Consider the following 17682-nt stretch of genomic DNA (forward strand, 5'->3'; position numbering starts at 1 on the left):
ATAAATCTAGAAATCTCTTTTACTTCACCCCCATATTGGCTATTTTCACGTATGTATTTCAATGATCTTTTAATACGAAAGCGTTTGCATTAAAACTTTAAAAAATAGATTTCTTTATGCCTTCATATATTTGTAAATACTAAAAGATCAAGGAAATCATTTTAAAGCAATCGTTTGTTATCGCTTTCATTCTATAGCACTTTCTATTAAGAGGTCAATATATTATTAATTTTCTGTTTTTATATACTTTAAACCTTATATATTTTTCGCAACTTATTGAAGATAGACAGCGTGATTATTGCTTAGTAAGTTTATTTTCACTAATGCGTTGCTGCGTAAAAAAACAGCTAATATCCTTAAAATGACATTAGCTGTTTTTTCATAATGTATTAATATATGAATGAAAACTATATTTCTAACTTACTTAATTTTTGCTGCATCAAATGCCTTTTGCACTGCTTGAACTTCAGCTGTATTCGCTCCATATTTATTAGTTGCCACTCGAATACACGCTGATTTCAATTCTTTGAAATTAGAAGTCATGTTTAACTCATCTGTATTTGCATAATAGAAAATATCAAACATTTTATCTTCACCAATTCCTTTAACAGTTACTCCGTTATGAGTTCCGCCTTTTGCAATGAGATACGCAACTTTATTAATAATGCTTGAATTAAAATGAACGCCACCTTGATCCCATCCATTAAAATCGTTAAATTCACTGTAATCATCTGGATAAGGTACTCCAAGTGAAGATGGCACGGAAGCTGGGTTTTCCATATCACGGAAAACAGATCCAGTTTGTTCTCCCATTGTCCAGTTAAAACTTCCATTATTTACGTATTTCTCAATAGATGTTCCCATAATATCAGATAGCGCTTCATTAATCGCACCAGATTCACCGTAATATTCAAGATTAGATTCGCTAGAAGTAACCGCATGGGTAAATTCATGTCCAGCAACGTCATATGCTTTAACGATAGGATCGCCATATACAAGCATACTTCCATTATTAGCACTTAACGCATTCTGCCAATTTTTCGGATCGTTCGTATCTTCAGAATCCCAAGCATGTACAACTGAAACTACCTTTTGGCCCTTATTATCAAAGCTATTACGCTTGTATTTATCTTTATAAAAATCAAATACCTTTGTTGCTAAGTAATGAGCACTTACTGCTTTTGGATCGTTAAATGTTGTTGAAGTACTAGTTGCTAATGTACCAGGATAATAGCTTTCTTCTTTAGTAATATCTTTGTAATTCACATCATAAGTTTCAATTCCTTGCCCTCTTGTATAATCAGCAAGTGCATATTTTCCATTACTTTGTTTAGAAATGCCAAATGAACGAGAAATTCCTAAATCATCTTTTCCTGTTCCAGTTAATGATGTAAGACCGCTTTTTTTACTTTCCTTTAAGGCTCCAACTAGTTTTTCACTTGCTTTTAAATTAGATTCTTGTACCATATTTTTTAACATATCGCCATTTTGCGCATTTACTAAATAAGTTCCAGAAACATAGTTTGGTGTTGCAGCTTCAAATGTAACTTGGTATGCATTGCTAGCTTGTCCATTATTTTCATCAACAAAAATAACTTCCTTAACTTCTGGCTCAGAAATAAACTTGATATCGTTCCCGTACTTCGTATAAATATATTGTTTTGCTTCATCTTTTGATAGATTTATAGGTTTTTTCAATTCTTCTTGTTTTAAATTTTGCGCGCTATCGCCTGAAACACTTTTAATAACACCCTTATTATCTACGTGTGCAGTTAATTGATGGCCATATACTTCTTTTCCTTCATATGTTTGCTGCATACGTACGAGTGTAGTCCCATCATATGAATCACGTTTTTGAAGAACCTTATAATCTACTCCTGTTTCTCCATTGACTTGTTTTTGGGACAGAGCTTGTTCTGTTTTCTCTTTAAGTGCATCCTTTACTACATTTTCTGGTGCCTTTTGTGACGGTTGTGTAAGTTCACCTGAACGGAAAGATTCCTCCTGAATTTGAACTTGTAGTTGATCTGTTTCCTCTGCATGACCTATTCCATATGGTGCCACAGCTGTTAAAGCTAATCCTGTTGTTAATGCTACCTTAGTTAATGTCTTTGTGTTTTTCATTTTTTCACCTCGTATAATTTTTGAAATAGAAAGCTTGTACAAAGTATACTGTCTATTTATGTCGAAAAAAAGAGAAAATACAAAATTTATGTAATATTATGCAAAATTACATATATGTGGTCGATAAAATAAAAAATGAGCCCTTTTAGGTGCTCATCCAATTGGTTAGTTGTTAATTATCTATATTCATTCTAATCAAAGTACACTTATATCTTATTAACAACATAAAAAACCACTCTTTACTATTTTAAGAATAGTAGATAAATACTTTAGTGAGGCAACGCATATACAAGTTAGATTTTTCAATATAATTTTGTTATTTATGTCTATAGCTGCATGGATTGGAACGTTTTGAAACTGCTGAAGTCTTATATGAGTTTCAGGCTTTTTTATCTTGTCAAAAATATCTTTTAAAGATAAATTTTTCTCCCCATTTAAATATAGAAAAGGACGTATCTATTGCATGTTATTAACTTAAGGTATGTTCTTTTAAAGCCATATTATAAATATACATAGTGAGAAATGAAACAATAATTATTCAAATGAAAAACCCCCTGAATTTTTAAAGCGATCCAGGGGATTTTTTACCGATGATTCTCTATATTTCCATACCGATCACAAACTTTTTTAGGATAATGGTATGTCCAAGTTGAATAGTTTTTTGCACGAGAGCCATCTTTTTTATATTTATTTAATTATCCTACTAAGTTTTTTGTAAAATTCACCTTTTCTTTTTACATGATTAAACTGATTTGGATTAATATTAGCTTTTTGTGAGAGTGCTACAATCTCTTCTTTTGTAATTGAATCTTTAGTATTTATAGATGCTATATTTGTATATTTTCCATCTTCTGTTTTTGGGATTTCTAAAATCCCTTTATTTACAAGATCAACTACAGCCTTATGCTCTGAAGAATGTGTATCTACACCAGTAATTTTCCAATTATGCATAACTTTTGGCGTGTATACACCGTTCTTTACCTCTTTTAAATATGTAATAGCAAGGTTACGAATGGTTCCACCTGTTTCTCCGAATGCATTCTCTTGTTTAGATGACCAAGTTTGTTCAAATTTACGTCCCTCTAAAGCTCCCCCTTTTGCCTGAAGAGCCTCCATTCTATACGCATTCATTCCTAGCGTCATAACATCGCTCATTTTGATTGGTTTATTTGTACGAATAGAGCGTAAATTTGTAATTCTACTACCATATGGTTTTGTTAAGTCAATTTCGTATTTTACGCCTCCAAAGAAATCGTTCGTACTGTATTTAGACGCACGACGGTTTTTATCAAAGCTAACTGTTACATCTCCGGCACGAGATGAGTTAAAATATCCTGCTGCCCATTCCATATAGTCTTTTAAATCTTTTCCAGTTATCTTATATACTGTAATTTCTCCCAAAGCATATTGATAATTATACGCAATATCTTTCTTCTTTATAGGACCTATATCCAAACGGGCATAATCATTATCAATTTGATGGGCTACTACATCCGCCTTGCTGTAATGGAGCATGACTTCATGAAAGAAATCTGATAAAGGTGTCTCTTGAATCTGCACACTTGGAATACCCTTTATTTCATTTTCAGGAACAAGGTTTCTACCCTTTAATTGAGCGACTACAACATTTGCATCTCCTCTCGCATACTCATGAAAAGGTGTTAGTGTTTCTTCAAGTGTAGAATCAGATAATACTGTAGTTCCATCAGCATTTTTTACAGGTATAGCGGTAGCTGTTTTATCTTTTAAAACAAGCTTCCCATCTTGCTTTGTAAAAGTAAGGTCAATACGTGAAATATGCGTTCCGTATTTATCTGGTTCTGTAATAATTACGCCATTTACAACTTCTTTTTTTACAAGTTTATGCATATGAGCCGCAAAAATAGCGCTTAGTTCCGGACAAGCATTCGCAATATCTTGAACACCAGTACCTGGGATTCCATTCTCATTTTCTAGTCCCATATGCATAACCCCTACCATTACATCTACTTTATCTTCTAATTCTTTAATAGCCTTTTTTGTCTCTTCTACTGGATTTTTCACTACTAAACCATCCAAATGATCTGTCCCTTTTTCAAAATCACTAATCATTGGTGTATTCATACCAATAATCCCGACTTTAATTCCACCTTTTTCAACAATCGTATATGCAGGAAGAAAACGCTCTCCATTTTCCTTATAAATATTTCCTGCTAACGTCTTTCCCTTGTATTGCTCACTAACTTTTTTCAATGTATCTAATCCAAAGTTGAATTCATGATTTCCAAATGCCCAGGCGTCATATCCCATTGTATTCATTGCTACCATCATTGGCGATTGTGGCTTATCGTTGAATAATTCTACTGAGTTTCCTTGAATTGTATCCCCGGCATCTACTAATATGGTATTTGGATTTTCTTGACGTACCTTCTTTATAACCGTATAAAGCTGCGTCAAACTTCCACTCATATTTGCTCCATCAAGCGCATAATCCCAAGGCATAAATCTACCATGAATATCTGCAGTACCTAACAATGTAATATTAACATTAGATTCCTCAGCCTTAGAAATAGCTGGTTTGACTGTTACTGCTGTTACAAGAAGCATAAGAATAATAAAATAGCATACATAGTTCTTCCATTTCGTTTTTTGCATAATATCAATATTTCTCCCCTTTTTGTACTGTCATAAAGTTGCTTAAACTTTAAAAATATAACTTGTTATTCAGAAAACTTCAACTGCAAAAATAAAGAGAATAAAATGCATATATCCCTTAATAGAATTGTATTTTATCGTTTTCTGACAAAATACTTATTCCTCAAACGCGTGAAAGGTGCTTACCCAATGGTAGGTGTAAGATTACTTTCAAAAATTTGGACATATAGCTCATTTCCGAAAATCATTATAACTTAAAGATATAGTGTGTAATGCTGATTACATTTTCGGATTTCATTGCCAATTTATTTCCTTCTAAATGAAAATGCTGAGATCACTTCCAAAAATAATAACCCCGCTCTTCATTTAAGACAGGGTTACACTTATACAGCAAATCGGATTCAGATTTTTTTGAATGTTCGTTTCCTCTTCAGGGGTAAGATCTGCTAGTTTCGTAATTTCTTCAGCTTATTGGTTGCTTTCAACTAAATTCATCATAATTTTAATCAGGATTTCTATTTTATCACTCGAAACCTTGATGCTATCCCAAATCGCTCAAAAAATAGATAATGATGTTTACTTTTCAACTCCACAAAGCAATTTTATCTCTTTAATTTGTTCTATATGACGCTGTTCATGCAAATAGATCAGTTCTATCCACTGATCAAGAAGTAATTCTCCAAGAGCTGGATGCGTCACTGATTTTTTCGCTAATATAGATTCATCTTCTATTGTACTCAGGAAACGCATCAATTCTTTTCTAGAGTCGTTTAACAAATCAACCATTTGCTGCACTTCAAATGGTTCTATACTTGGTTCAATCATTTCTGGGGCTATAAATTTTATCGATCTATCTAATAAAATAGTGTGAATTTCTTTACGCTCATTTAAGATACTATCCATCTTTTTTAATCCCGATGAAATAACTGTTATAACTCTCTCATCTAATAAAACTAAGTGATGACAAACTTGTGCTATACTCCATTTATCCTTATCTGGTTTCCTATTAAATTGAGCATCACTTAACAAAGTAATTTCCTCAAATAATTGATTTCTAGTTTCATAAAACTTGTCATTTACAAATGTATTCATGTGAATTCTCCTTTCATTAGAACCTACATACTTAGATTCCTACGCTAGAAATATTCTCTATGGAAAAAAGATTTTCCTTCACTATTATTCCAATCCAATCTTTTCTTTCTTTAGTAGGTTCTCTAATTCATGCTGAAACGTATGAGTTCTCTCAACATCCTTGAAGATTTCCTTGAGGTTATTATGCGCTACAGCTACATCATAATACTTTCCACGGAATCCCTTCAATATAACCACATAAAACGTTCCTAATTATCAATCTAGCATTAAATATATGTAAAAAATCATCCTATTCATTCATTTTTAATGCTTATGTATGTACATTTGTTAATTTATTAGTTATATTATGGGTATTGAATGATTACGAAAAGTCAATAAATCGCTTGTATAACACCTTATATTTTTATATCCGTGAAAACTACAAAATGTATAAAATTCCATTTGTCAAATGAATTTAATGCGGAAGGAGGTTTGTGGTTACTTCATCGGGATATAATAATCAGTTTTGAACTGATAAAAATATAGGAGGCGACATAATGTTTCGTACGATTTCAAATTTCATGAGAGTAGCTGAGATAAGAAACAAAATTCTTTTTACACTAGCGATGCTAATTGTTTTTCGAATTGGCACGTTTATTCCAGTTCCTCATACTAACGCAGAGGTATTAAAAGTACAAGATCAAGCCAACGTTTTAGGTATGCTAAACGTATTTGGCGGAGGAGCACTGCAACACTTCTCAATCTTTGCTGTAGGTATCACACCATATATTACAGCTTCTATCATTGTACAATTACTACAAATGGACGTTGTACCTAAATTTACAGAATGGGCAAAGCAAGGAGAAATGGGCCGTAAGAAATCAGCTCAATTTACTCGATACTTTACAATCATTCTCGCATTTATACAATCCATTGGGATGTCTTATGGTTTTAATAATATAGCAGGTGGACAATTAATTACAGATCAAAGCTGGACTACATACTTATTTATTGCGACAGTTTTAACTGCTGGTACTGCATTTTTACTTTGGTTAGGTGAACAAATTACCGCTAATGGCGTTGGTAATGGAATCTCAATGATTATCTTCGCAGGACTTGTTGCGGCGATTCCAAATGTCGCTAATCAAATTTATTTGCAACAATTCCAAAACGCAGGCGATCAGTTATTTATGCACATAATAAAAATAGTTTTAATTGGACTCGTAATTTTAGCGATAGTTGTTGGTGTTATTTACATTCAACAAGCTGTTCGAAAAATACCGATTCAATATGCAAAAGCTGTTTCAGGAAACAATCAATATCAAGGAGCAAAAAATACTCATTTACCTCTTAAAGTAAATAGTGCAGGTGTAATTCCTGTTATCTTTGCTTCTGCCTTTTTAATGACGCCGCGTACAATTGCGCAGCTCTTCCCTGATTCAAGCGTATCTAAATGGATAATTGCGAATCTTGATTTTGCACATCCATTTGGAATGACACTTTATGTGGGTCTTATCGTTGCTTTCACATATTTCTATGCATTCATTCAAGTGAACCCTGAACAAATGGCTGAGAATTTGAAAAAGCAAAATGGATACGTACCTGGTATTCGCCCAGGTAAATCTACAGAACAGTATGTAACAAAAATTTTATACCGTTTAACATTTATCGGTGCGATTTTCTTAGGAGCAATTTCAATATTGCCACTTATATTTACAAAAATCGCTACATTACCACCCTCTGCTCAAATCGGTGGTACAAGTTTACTAATCATCGTAGGTGTTGCATTAGAAACGATGAAGACGTTAGAAAGTCAACTTGTGAAGCGTCATTATAAAGGTTTTATAAAAAAAGTGAATTAATTACGAAAACACACTAGAAGTCACAATAGCGACCTAGTGTGTTTTTATTATAAAAACTTATAATAACGGAGGTTTTGTCTTATGAGTCAAAGAATTGCCTACTATGATATTTCGCCTGATGGTATGAAAATTATGATGGACATGGAGAAATACACGAAGAAATCCTCAATTAATCGTGCTGTTAGAGAGCTTATAAAAATTAGAGTCTCTCAAATTAATGGTTGTGCTTATTGTATCGATATGCATACTTCTGACGCCCGAAAATTAGGTGAAACCGAGCAAAGAATTTATTGCTTAAATGCTTGGGATGATTGTGATTTTTATACTCCTGAAGAAAAAGTTGCTTTGGAACTATCGGAGCATATTACTCTCATTCCTACTAAAAGAGTTCCTGAAAATCTATACAACCGAGTACGTGAACACTTTGACGAAAAACAATATGTTGACTTTGTGTTAATCATTAATCAAATAAACAGTTGGAATCGAATTTCTATCGCGATGGGTAATACCGTAATAAAAAAATAACACTTATCCACCAAACAATATGCGATTGATTTAGTTAAGTGTAAAATTAAATACACCCTATATTAAAACACAGTTGGTTATTTCTCCAACTGTGTTTTTGATTTTACTATCTCTAATCTGTATTCTAATGTGTTAATCATTTTCTTCAAATTAACTATTTTTTCTTCTAAATTTTGAATACGTTTTCCGCTGTTTTCCACATCATTAAACTTTAACTACATCTCTTTTTTTAACAACCTTCCCTGCTTAAAATAAACTCCAAGTGTAGAACGATTCGCTAAAAATACACCAATCAAGATTAAACAAGCTCCAATTCCCATTGTAGGATTTAATGGTTCTCCTAATACAAAATAACCTACAATTACAGCGATTAATGGAGATACATATAACCACGTTGATGGAAATACAGGATTTGTTTTTGATAAAAGCCAGTAATATAAACCGTGTCCACCGATAGACCCTACAAATATGAGATATAAAATTGGCCATTGTACATTCCAAGATGTTAAGATCGTTAGATTAGGCTGTTCCATTACGATAGATACAATTAACAACAAAACTCCTCCATAAAACATTTGAATGCCGTTAATGAGAAATGGTGATACGTTAGGTAAATCTGAAAGTATCTCTTTAGAACGAATAGAACCTATTCCATAAAACAACTCTCCTACTAATATAACAAGGCAAGCGATACTCCATATGAATGTAAGTTCTTGATGCATTCCAGGTAAAGAAATGCAAAAAACACCAAGGAGTGCTATAACTAAAGCGACAAGTTGTTCTTTTTGCAATTTTGTTTTATTTCTCTTTGATTGCAATAGCAAGATCATCATTGGGCCTGTAGCAGATAGAACTGCAGCTAATCCAGAAGAAATATATTGTTCAGCCCAGTAAAGGGTCGCGAATGTCATAAATGTTAAACAAAAACCAGCATATACAATACGTTTCGATAATAAGTAAGGCATAATATCCTTTCGCTTTAATTTAAAAATAATAATGAGAATAAGGCCCGCCAAAAAGAAACGAATTCCAGCTGAAAATAATGGTGGTGCGCCAGCTTCTATTCCAATTTTTATCGTTAAAAATGTCGTTCCAAAAATAATACATACTAAAATATAATTTAAAATGACCATTTTCCTTCCTCCTTTTTACTCTTGAAATGAGTATAGAGGATATGGTGTATAACAGTGTATCCACGCATATAACAGTTGAATAAAAATATAGTTGATTGTCAGACTGTTTTTCGCTTTAATTAAATTAAAAAGAAAAACAGGTGATTCTATGAAGATAGTACTACGTAAAGAATCCAACATACCATATTACCAACAAATATATATGCAAATTGTTGAGAGAATTCAAAGCGGGATGCTTTCACATGGCGATTACCTCCCTTCTTTACGTTCTATGGCCGATGATTTGCAAATCAGTTTATTAACTGTTCGTAAAGCGTATAAGCAGTTAGAAACGAAAGAATATATACGCATTGAGCAAGGAAAAGGTGCCTATATACATAAACGTGTGAATAAAGATTTCAAACCAATTCCGTATCAATGGCAACAAACGAAATCCATTAATGTTATGCGTTCTCAATATGTAATGAACCAACACCGTAAATATTTCGATTTTTCACAGGCAGTCCTTTATCCACGTTTATTACCAAATCCGTTTCTTTCAGATGAAATGCACAAATTAATTAATAAGGATCAAATGATACTGGCAACATACGGACCTGTTCAAGGTGACAAAGAACTTAGAGTGGAAATAACAAACTACTTAAAAGAACACCAACAATTAGTTACAGATCCATCTCAATTATTAATTACAAGTGGTGCCCAGCAAGGAATCGATTTAATCGCCCAAACATTATTAAAGCCTGGAGACATAGTGTTAGTAGAAAGTCCGTGTTATGGAGCGGCCCTTGATGTATTTGTTAATAAAGGAGTTCAAATTATCCCTGTTAGTCTTGATAACAACGGCATTCGCTCAGATTTAATCGATGATATTTGTCAAAGAAAGAATCCTATTTTGTTATATGTGAATCCTACTTTTCAGAATCCAACGGGCACAGTAATGAGTAAAGAAAGAAGAATGGAACTTGTAGAACTAGCAGAGCTATATAACTTCTTCATTATTGAGGATGATTCTTTCGGAGAAATTTATTTTGAGGATTTTAAAATTCCCCCTCCAATAAAAAGCTTTGATACAAATGGTCATGTTATATATTTAAAAGGATTTAGTAAAACGTTAGCACCAGGTCTTCGCATCGCGGCACTTGCAGCTGAAGGACATATCTTTGAATGGTTATACGCTGTGAAGGCTTCGATGGATATTGGTAGCCCTTTATTAACGCAGAAAGCACTACTTCCTTTTTTACGAGCGGAACGAATGAAAAATCATTTAGAAAAATTACGTACAGCTTTACAAATTAGACGAGATTTAACAATTGGTATATTATCTCCATTAAAAGAATTAGAATTAGAATTTGAAATACCTAATGGTGGATTTAACTTATGGGTTACACTCCCACAGTCAATCGATCCTTTTACATTATTACAAAAAACAAATGAAGTAGATGTTTCTTTTTTACCTGGAACAGCTTGTCTATTAAGCCATGAAACTCAATATAATCATTTACGAATTAGTTATTCAATGTTAAATGATAAAGATATGTTGATTGGATTAGAAAGATTACATGATACAATTGCTAAGTTTAAATCAATGATTTAAACTCCAAAACAACAACTAACCTCTTATTCACACAATAAAAAACCAACACTTTAAAATTTTATTAAAAGTCAAGATATAAGCTGAACCTATTATTAATAGTGAATTCTTATCTAATGTCATACATTATATTTATAAAAATTAAAAGGATAGAAGAGCTTGAATAAATTCGCCCTATCTATCCTCTTTTTAAACACAAATGACTAATCATAGCGGACTTCGCTGTCACCAGAACCCGTATTGCTCTATTGCTATGCTCAAACTTCTTTTTATTGCTACTTGTTCAATAAGAGGTGTTTTCTTCCTGCATAAAATTTATTTTATAGGGAATTCATTATACTTATTAAAACAACAACATGATATAGACAAAACCAAAGAATAAACATAATGGACTATAGAACCAAGTGTCATATCTAGCAAACTGAGAATGTTTAATTTTTTTGAAAAATCCAACAAACTTAAAATCACCAATTGCCCTAACAATGAAAACTAAAGCACAGACAATACTTCCGATTTTAGATAAACTATTTGCTTCGAACCCCTGCAAATAACCTACTTGAACAACAATAATGACACTAGCTAATAGAATAAGAATGGCTACGAATAATGTTCCCCATATTCTCGGAGTAAAAGCAGGCTTATGTTCTCCCTCTTTTACTGGGATAACAGCAGCAGAACCCCATCGACCTCCAAAAGCCCAATAAATATGCAAAAAACTGATAAACCACAGAAGCCCCACAGCTACTACTATTAATAGTAATTTCATTTATTCGCCCCCAATTTCGTAACTTCAAAGATAACATACACTACCGTATGTTATAGTGAAAATTTTGTCCCTTCAGGTTTTATAACCATACTAGGGACATTTATTATCGAATAATCAATTATGCCTCAGCATAATTGCGTCCGGAGGCTTTACTTTTTTCAATGGATGTTTGGACACCCGCTGAAAGAAGTTAAAAGCTCAACCATTTTATCAATATCAAAATTAGGATTTGCTTCAAACCTTGTCATCCATCCTACATACGTTAAATAGGCAAGTCTCGCCCGATCAATTGATTCAGTTTCGTCTACGCCCATTTTTTGATACAATTTTGCAACACAAGAAATTCTTTGTTCTTCTATATCTACTAAACGTGTTGCCACAACAGGATCATATTTAGCCCAAGCATAAATACCATTCTCAATTTTTTTATCTCGATTAAAACTAATCTGTAATAGCTGTTCTAAAGAGGCGTCCTGTTGCTCCATACTTTGAACAATCAGCTTTGTTGCATGTACTTCCCAAAAGTCGAGCATAGAATCTAAAAGCTCTTGATGGTCACGAAAATAGTGATAGAAGCTTCCTTTGCTTATTTTTAGCAATCGAGCAAGTGCTTCAATGCGAACTTTATGTATACCTTCATTAGCTAATTGTTGTAATCCTACTTTTATCCAGTCTTCTCTCGTTAATTGCATATTATCTCTCCCATAAAATACGGTAGCGTATGTTTTACGTTAGATTACTACTATTCTCATTTTTTGTCAATTATTCATTCTGTTTATTTTTATGAACTTTAATGTTGTTGTTAATCGTAATATTGATCGTCATCACCCTCGGTAAATTAGATAACACGAAAGTCCCTTCAGGATTACTGAAGGGACTTTTACATGTTTGTGAAAAGTGTCTTTATGTACAAGAAGCGTTTTTCAGTCTAAAACTATTTTTTAAGATTACATTGCTCTAGAAGCTTTTCTAGCATTTCCAAAGTAACTGGTTGTACCTTGGTAGTTAGTTGATACCCAATCCGTCCATTCGTTTCTACAGTTGCTTGTTGTAAATTCTTGATTTCATGTATGCCTTTTTCTCTCAGATGCATAAATAATTGTTGTTCTGACATTTTTGCGCGTAATAAATTCTTTTTTAAGATTTCTCCGTTTTCTATAACAATAATGCTATTTCCATTTAGAAACTTTTCTACTTTTCGTGATTTCAATTCAAAAAAATGAATAATAAGTAAAACACCCGCAAAAATAAACGCAGCAAAAATAGATGGGCCTACTTTCCTACTTAATATAGGTTCTACAATAATACGACCTATAGAAACCACAATAATAATTTCAGCTCTCGTCATTTGGCTAACAGATTTACTACCTGTCAATTTTAAAACAATAATTCCAGTGAGGATTAAAATAATGCTTTCAAAAAGTATATTCATTACAGCCCAATCCTTTAATAGTGAATGTTACTAGTATTCCCATTAAAGGATTTTTATGATATTTTAAAGTATCCATTCTCTTTACGTGCCTTATTCTTTGAAGCACCTCTCTCCCAGCTAGTACTGGTAAAGCATCAACTTTCTTCATTGCTTCTACTTGTGATTCGTTACGAATCATTGCATACACAGTATGACCTTCTTTTATTAGCATTGGTATTAAAGAACGTGCTGTTGCACCTGCTATAAAAATTCCCAAATGTGTTTCTTCTTATTTTGAATATCATAATTGAGACGAGACATATATAAGCTATGTATAATAATCAATATGAAAGATTCATCCAAAATTAAAGCTATAATGTTGGCTAGCAACCAATAGTGATAACATGATAATTGAATTTGATGGATATGGAATTAATGAGTATGTTATTGGTCATAACTGTTCTATCAGTAAGTTAAAAAAATGTATTTTAACTTAAAAAATGAAGAGTTATCTAATGAGGAGCTTATAAATTTATTTTGTGTACGTTATCATTTTGAAAACATTCCAAAGTCATTACAAGAAGACATTAAGAGCGATGTCGTCATTGACTTAGATACGGACTATATTTATATCCCTAATAGATAACAATAACCCAGTAAGCTAAAATGGTTTAATGTAACTTACGATTCAGACAAGAATTTAATAAAATAAGTAATTGCCCAAATGGAAGTCGCGAATTGAGTGACAAAATACATTGTCCATTCGAAAGAAGTCAGTTTTCTCTCTCGTTTAATCTTCTTTAAGTATCTGTAAAATATTAATGTACTCAAAAACATAAGTAATAAAGAGAATTGTTGTAAATCATCGACTATACGTACCGCCATAGACTCCATCACCCTCCTATACAAAATATAAACTATACTTTAAGGATATCATTTTTTGGTAATGATTCCCTATATATTTAATAAAGTTAAAAAATGTTTTATGCGATATATGTGTAAAGATAATAAAGTTGTTTAATTTTGTTCTTAGAAATACATTAATCGCCTACTCATAAATTTGATGGGCGATTATTATTTTTGTTTAATAATTGCTTTATTTCACACCATTTGCAATATGCTTTATTTCAATCACGACATTAATAATAGGTTTTGGTCTAAATGATTCTTGCAAGGAATCTCCTAATCTTGGACTTACTGATTTGGAAAAATAAAATTATTATGACCGTCTCAATTACCATTATTTTGGAGAACAATGTGCTATTATATATTCGTAATCAATGAAATAATAAGAAAGAAGGGGTTGTTGTGGAAACAAAGATTATAGAAACAGAGAAGAAAATTGATTCAAAATCCCTTTTGGCTTTGGGATTATTAATTATTTCCGGGATTGTATATCAACTTTTCGCAGTGTTAGGAGATAATATACCTGAAGTATTGGGAATGATTCTTGAAGCTTTATGGAATCTTGTATTATGTGGAATTATAGGATACTATTTTTTAGGAAAAATATCATTAGAGCAATTTAAACATTTTAATTTTAAGACATTACTTTGGGGTGTGCCTTTAACAATTATCGTAGGTATGGCTTCCAGCTTAATATTCAGTTACATTTTTGAACCTGCAACTAAAAATTCCGTTGCTGAAGTAATAAGTATTTCTATGGTTTTATTCCGTGTGCCCTTTATGTTAATGGGTGAAGAGTTGATTTGCACTAATATAATTATCGCATTACAAAAATTAGGATTAAAATTTGGCACGGCATCATTAATATGTAGTGTGTTGTTCGCTTTGTGGCATATTCCAGCTTATGGTTTTGTGCCAATGCAGTTATTAATAACTATAATCCCAGTTAGATTAGCACTAAATTATATATGGAAAAATTCAAAAAGTATTTGGGTAAGTTGGATTTGTCACTTTATTTTTGACTGTATTTCATTTGTACCAATGCTTTTTAAATAACCATTTTATCCCGCATTAACGGGCAGTAAGACTCTCACCTCGAAATTCGGCGAATGCTAGGAAGTTAGGTGGGAGATAACTGCCCGTAAACGCCCGATTGGTTCAACTAATAATCAGTGGGGGGATGGACACCCCCCACTGATTAAAGTTTCACTTTATTTTTAAGAGGACTTTATTATTTGTGTACTGTATAAAGAAAAAGAGCACTCCTACAAATGAGTGCTCTTAAAAAATATTAATTTTGATTCAAAACATTCTCCTCAAAATACTTTCCCCAATCTGGTCGTCTTCCATCCATATCTGTAAATCCATACTCTCTTCCTAATTCCCATGAACTTAGCGCTCGTCCAGTTTTTTCATGAACATTTGAGTCGCTTGCTAAAGCTGTGACTGCTCTCCCAACGAAGAAAGGAGTTTCTGATGCTATAAAATGAGGATCTTGCTTTGCTCCGTCTCGCCAATTCTCCTCTGTTACACCAAATATATCTAACATCGCTTCTGAACGAAGGAATCCTGGACTAACTGCGACAGCTGTAATATTGTGTTGTTCTAAATCTTTCGCCATAGCCTCTGCTAAATGAATAGTTGATATTTTTGCTAAACTATAGTATAAATTGCCACGGTATTGATAGTCGACACCGTCTGTAATTTCAATTACAAGTCCCTTTTTATTTTTCACCATTAATGGTACACCGTAATGGCTTGTCATTATATGAGAATGTACAGCTCTTTGTTGCATAAGTAGTCCGTTATGTAGGCTGTGTTCCCAGAAAGGTTTCTCCCATTCTGTTAAAGGATCGCCGCCCCAAACATCGTTTACTAAAATATCAAGCTGTCCATTTTGTTCTTCCTGAATCTTTGTAAATAATGCTTTAATATCTTCTTCTACTGTATGGTCAACACGAACTGCGATTCCACTTCCGCCTTGCTTTGTAACAAGCTCTGCAGTCTCTTCAATCGTTTCAGTTCTCCCCATACAGGATAAATTCCCTTTTGTACTTCTTCCTGTTACATATACAGTTGCACCGGCTTCACCAAGCATCATCGCAATTCCTCTTCCAGCACCTCTTGTTGCCCCTGCTACAACTGCTATGCATTGATCATCTTCTATATAATATTTAGTAACTACCATCGCTCCAATTACTATAGTAATACATATAAATAAGGTTATTAATTTGTGTCTCACAACAAACCTCCTTATTCGTATTATTCTTTTTTAAATTGAAATTTCAGACGTTCTGATTGTTTGATTTCCTCAATTACTTTGCGTATACCTTCTTCTATCTGATTTTCTTTTACATTCGATACATTTAACTTTAACAGTCTTTCTTTAGGAAAATCCCTTACATAATTTTTATCAATAGTATCAATATTTATTTGAAGATCACTCAATTTTTGTAAAAACATTTCCGAAATACTGATTTTATCTATTTCTAAACAAGTATGGATTCCTATTGTATTATACTTTTTATATGTAAATAAAAGTGGGTTTTCATTATGCACTTTTTCTAATATTTCTGCTAGTTTTTTTGATCTATTATTATAGGAGGATTTAATTTTATTTTTATGGCGTTCGAACATACCACTCTTTATATAAATTTCTAAAGCAGCTTGAGATATCATTGGACTATCGATGTCTAAAATCTTTTTATATTTATGGAAAGCATTTGCAATAGCTAGTGGAATAACCGCCACACCGACTCGTAAACCTGGAAAAATAATCTTCGAGTAACTTTTCAAATATATGACATGATTACAATTATGTAAGCTATATAACGGATCTGCTTTTGAATCTGTTTCTAAATCTGCTAAATAATCATCTTCCACTATAAATACATTATACTTCTTGGCCAATAGCACGATTTTTTCTTTCTCATCTTTAGAATAAGAAGTTCCAAGTGGATGATGATATCTCGGTATCGTATAAAAGAATTTTATTTTTCCTGTTCGAAATATACGTTCTAATTCATTCAAGTCGATGCCTTCATTCGTACGTTTAATGCCAATTACAGGAATTTCATTTATTTCTAGATATTCAATATATAAATGATATGTTGGCTGTTCAATTAATATCGTTTCGTTTTCATTCGGAAATGGTATAGAAGTTAGTATTGCAAGTGCTTGCTGCACACCTGATGTGATAAAGATATTTTCTTCTTTTGTAAAGACTTGATAATTTGCCAGCTGTTTTTGAATAACTGGAATTAAAGATGGTAAACCTTTCGGTGTTCCGTATACAAACAAATCATTTTTATATGTATCAATTGCCTTATTAATACAATGTTGAAAATCTAAGTATGGAAAAACATCTGGATCTGGTGCTGAGGAAGCAAAATCAATCATCTCGTTATTTTCTATGTAACTCCCAGATTTCTTAACAACGTAGTATCCACTTTGAGGTACAGAATAAATAATATGACGCTTTTCTAATTCATGCAGCGCTCGCATTACAGTCGCCTTATTACATTCATATTGCGTGACGAGTGACCGTATAGACGGTAATTTCTTTCCTTCTTTTATCTCACCATTTTGAATCATACTTTCTAAATCGTTTAAAATATGTAAATACTTATACATCATTACCACCCCAATATTTAAGTTGT

Annotated in this window: 16 protein-coding genes and 1 pseudogene; 5 read left to right on the top strand and 12 right to left on the bottom strand. The window is 32.6% G+C overall.

What is annotated here, in order from left to right; all coding sequences use genetic code 11:
• Window positions 1–420: 420 nt before the first annotated feature.
• The 4 genes from MKX77_RS11450 to MKX77_RS11465 form a co-directional block, all read right to left on the bottom strand.
• Complete coding sequence (locus MKX77_RS11450) at window positions 421–2124, bottom strand: M4 family metallopeptidase (RefSeq protein WP_341306690.1); 1704 nt, start codon at window positions 2122–2124, stop codon at window positions 421–423.
• 687 nt (window positions 2125–2811) lie between these two features.
• Window positions 2812–4758, bottom strand: a complete 1947-nt coding sequence (locus MKX77_RS11455) for a bifunctional metallophosphatase/5'-nucleotidase (protein ID WP_002136510.1) — start codon at window positions 4756–4758, stop codon at window positions 2812–2814.
• Between the two features lie 576 nt (window positions 4759–5334).
• Window positions 5335–5850, bottom strand: a complete 516-nt coding sequence (locus MKX77_RS11460) for a DinB family protein (RefSeq protein ID WP_001091627.1) — start codon at window positions 5848–5850, stop codon at window positions 5335–5337.
• Window positions 5851–5934: 84 nt separating this feature from the next.
• Window positions 5935–6087 carry a hypothetical protein gene (locus MKX77_RS11465; protein ID WP_002069882.1) on the bottom strand — a complete coding sequence of 51 codons (153 nt, stop codon included), beginning with the start codon at window positions 6085–6087 and terminating at the stop codon, window positions 5935–5937.
• A 299-nt stretch (window positions 6088–6386) separates the two neighbouring features.
• Between MKX77_RS11465 and secY the strand changes: the two genes are divergently transcribed.
• Window positions 6387–7691: a preprotein translocase subunit SecY gene (gene secY / locus MKX77_RS11470; RefSeq protein ID WP_341306691.1), complete on the top strand. Its 1305-nt coding sequence runs from the start codon at window positions 6387–6389 to the stop codon at window positions 7689–7691.
• A gap of 81 nt (window positions 7692–7772) precedes the next feature.
• Entirely contained in the window at window positions 7773–8216 is a 444-nt protein-coding gene (locus tag MKX77_RS11475; protein WP_341306692.1) for a carboxymuconolactone decarboxylase family protein, read from the top strand.
• A gap of 215 nt (window positions 8217–8431) precedes the next feature.
• Here the strand turns inward: MKX77_RS11475 and MKX77_RS11480 are convergent, their stop codons facing one another.
• On the bottom strand, window positions 8432–9349 hold the full coding sequence (locus tag MKX77_RS11480; RefSeq protein WP_341306693.1) for a DMT family transporter: 918 nt from the start codon (window positions 9347–9349) through the stop codon (window positions 8432–8434).
• Window positions 9350–9497: 148 nt separating this feature from the next.
• Between MKX77_RS11480 and pdxR the strand changes: the two genes are divergently transcribed.
• The gene (gene pdxR / locus MKX77_RS11485; protein ID WP_341306694.1) at window positions 9498–10943 is read left to right on the top strand and encodes a MocR-like pyridoxine biosynthesis transcription factor PdxR; all 1446 of its coding nucleotides are present in this window, start codon (window positions 9498–9500) and stop codon (window positions 10941–10943) included.
• Between the two features lie 340 nt (window positions 10944–11283).
• Here pdxR and MKX77_RS11490 read toward each other — a convergent pair whose 3' ends face one another.
• From MKX77_RS11490 to MKX77_RS11505, 4 genes are all read right to left on the bottom strand, one after another.
• On the bottom strand, window positions 11284–11706 hold the full coding sequence (locus MKX77_RS11490) for a DUF3995 domain-containing protein (RefSeq protein ID WP_002136501.1): 423 nt from the start codon (window positions 11704–11706) through the stop codon (window positions 11284–11286).
• A gap of 158 nt (window positions 11707–11864) precedes the next feature.
• Window positions 11865–12398, bottom strand: a complete 534-nt coding sequence (locus MKX77_RS11495; RefSeq protein WP_002085377.1) for a TetR/AcrR family transcriptional regulator — start codon at window positions 12396–12398, stop codon at window positions 11865–11867.
• A 242-nt stretch (window positions 12399–12640) separates the two neighbouring features.
• Window positions 12641–13138 carry a DUF421 domain-containing protein gene (locus MKX77_RS11500; protein ID WP_341306695.1) on the bottom strand — a complete coding sequence of 166 codons (498 nt, stop codon included), beginning with the start codon at window positions 13136–13138 and terminating at the stop codon, window positions 12641–12643.
• Window positions 13122–13394 (bottom strand): hypothetical protein, encoded by a 273-nt coding sequence (locus MKX77_RS11505; protein ID WP_341306696.1) that lies wholly within the window; start codon window positions 13392–13394, stop codon window positions 13122–13124. Before MKX77_RS11505 ends, MKX77_RS11500 begins: the two co-directional genes overlap by 17 nt.
• 127 nt (window positions 13395–13521) lie before the next feature.
• Between MKX77_RS11505 and MKX77_RS11510 the strand changes: the two are divergent.
• Window positions 13522–13763, top strand: a pseudogene (locus tag MKX77_RS11510) (hypothetical protein).
• A gap of 35 nt (window positions 13764–13798) precedes the next feature.
• On the opposite strand, the gene MKX77_RS11515 reads toward MKX77_RS11510, so the two are convergent.
• On the bottom strand, window positions 13799–14002 hold the full coding sequence (locus MKX77_RS11515; protein WP_000290880.1) for a hypothetical protein: 204 nt from the start codon (window positions 14000–14002) through the stop codon (window positions 13799–13801).
• Between the two features lie 423 nt (window positions 14003–14425).
• Between MKX77_RS11515 and MKX77_RS11520 the strand changes: the two genes are divergently transcribed.
• Window positions 14426–15079, top strand: a complete 654-nt coding sequence (locus MKX77_RS11520) for a CPBP family intramembrane glutamic endopeptidase (RefSeq protein ID WP_341306697.1) — start codon at window positions 14426–14428, stop codon at window positions 15077–15079.
• A gap of 235 nt (window positions 15080–15314) precedes the next feature.
• On the opposite strand, the gene MKX77_RS11525 is transcribed toward MKX77_RS11520, so the two are convergent.
• Window positions 15315–16211 (bottom strand): SDR family oxidoreductase, encoded by an 897-nt coding sequence (locus MKX77_RS11525; RefSeq protein ID WP_341307954.1) that lies wholly within the window; start codon window positions 16209–16211, stop codon window positions 15315–15317.
• A 74-nt stretch (window positions 16212–16285) separates the two neighbouring features.
• Window positions 16286–17656: an aminotransferase-like domain-containing protein gene (locus MKX77_RS11530; protein ID WP_341306698.1), complete on the bottom strand. Its 1371-nt coding sequence runs from the start codon at window positions 17654–17656 to the stop codon at window positions 16286–16288.
• Window positions 17657–17682 lie beyond the last annotated feature (26 nt).

It is taken from the genome of Bacillus sp. FSL R9-9410, from assembly GCF_038050385.1.
Lineage (GTDB): Bacteria > Bacillota > Bacilli > Bacillales > Bacillaceae_G > Bacillus_A > Bacillus_A cereus_U.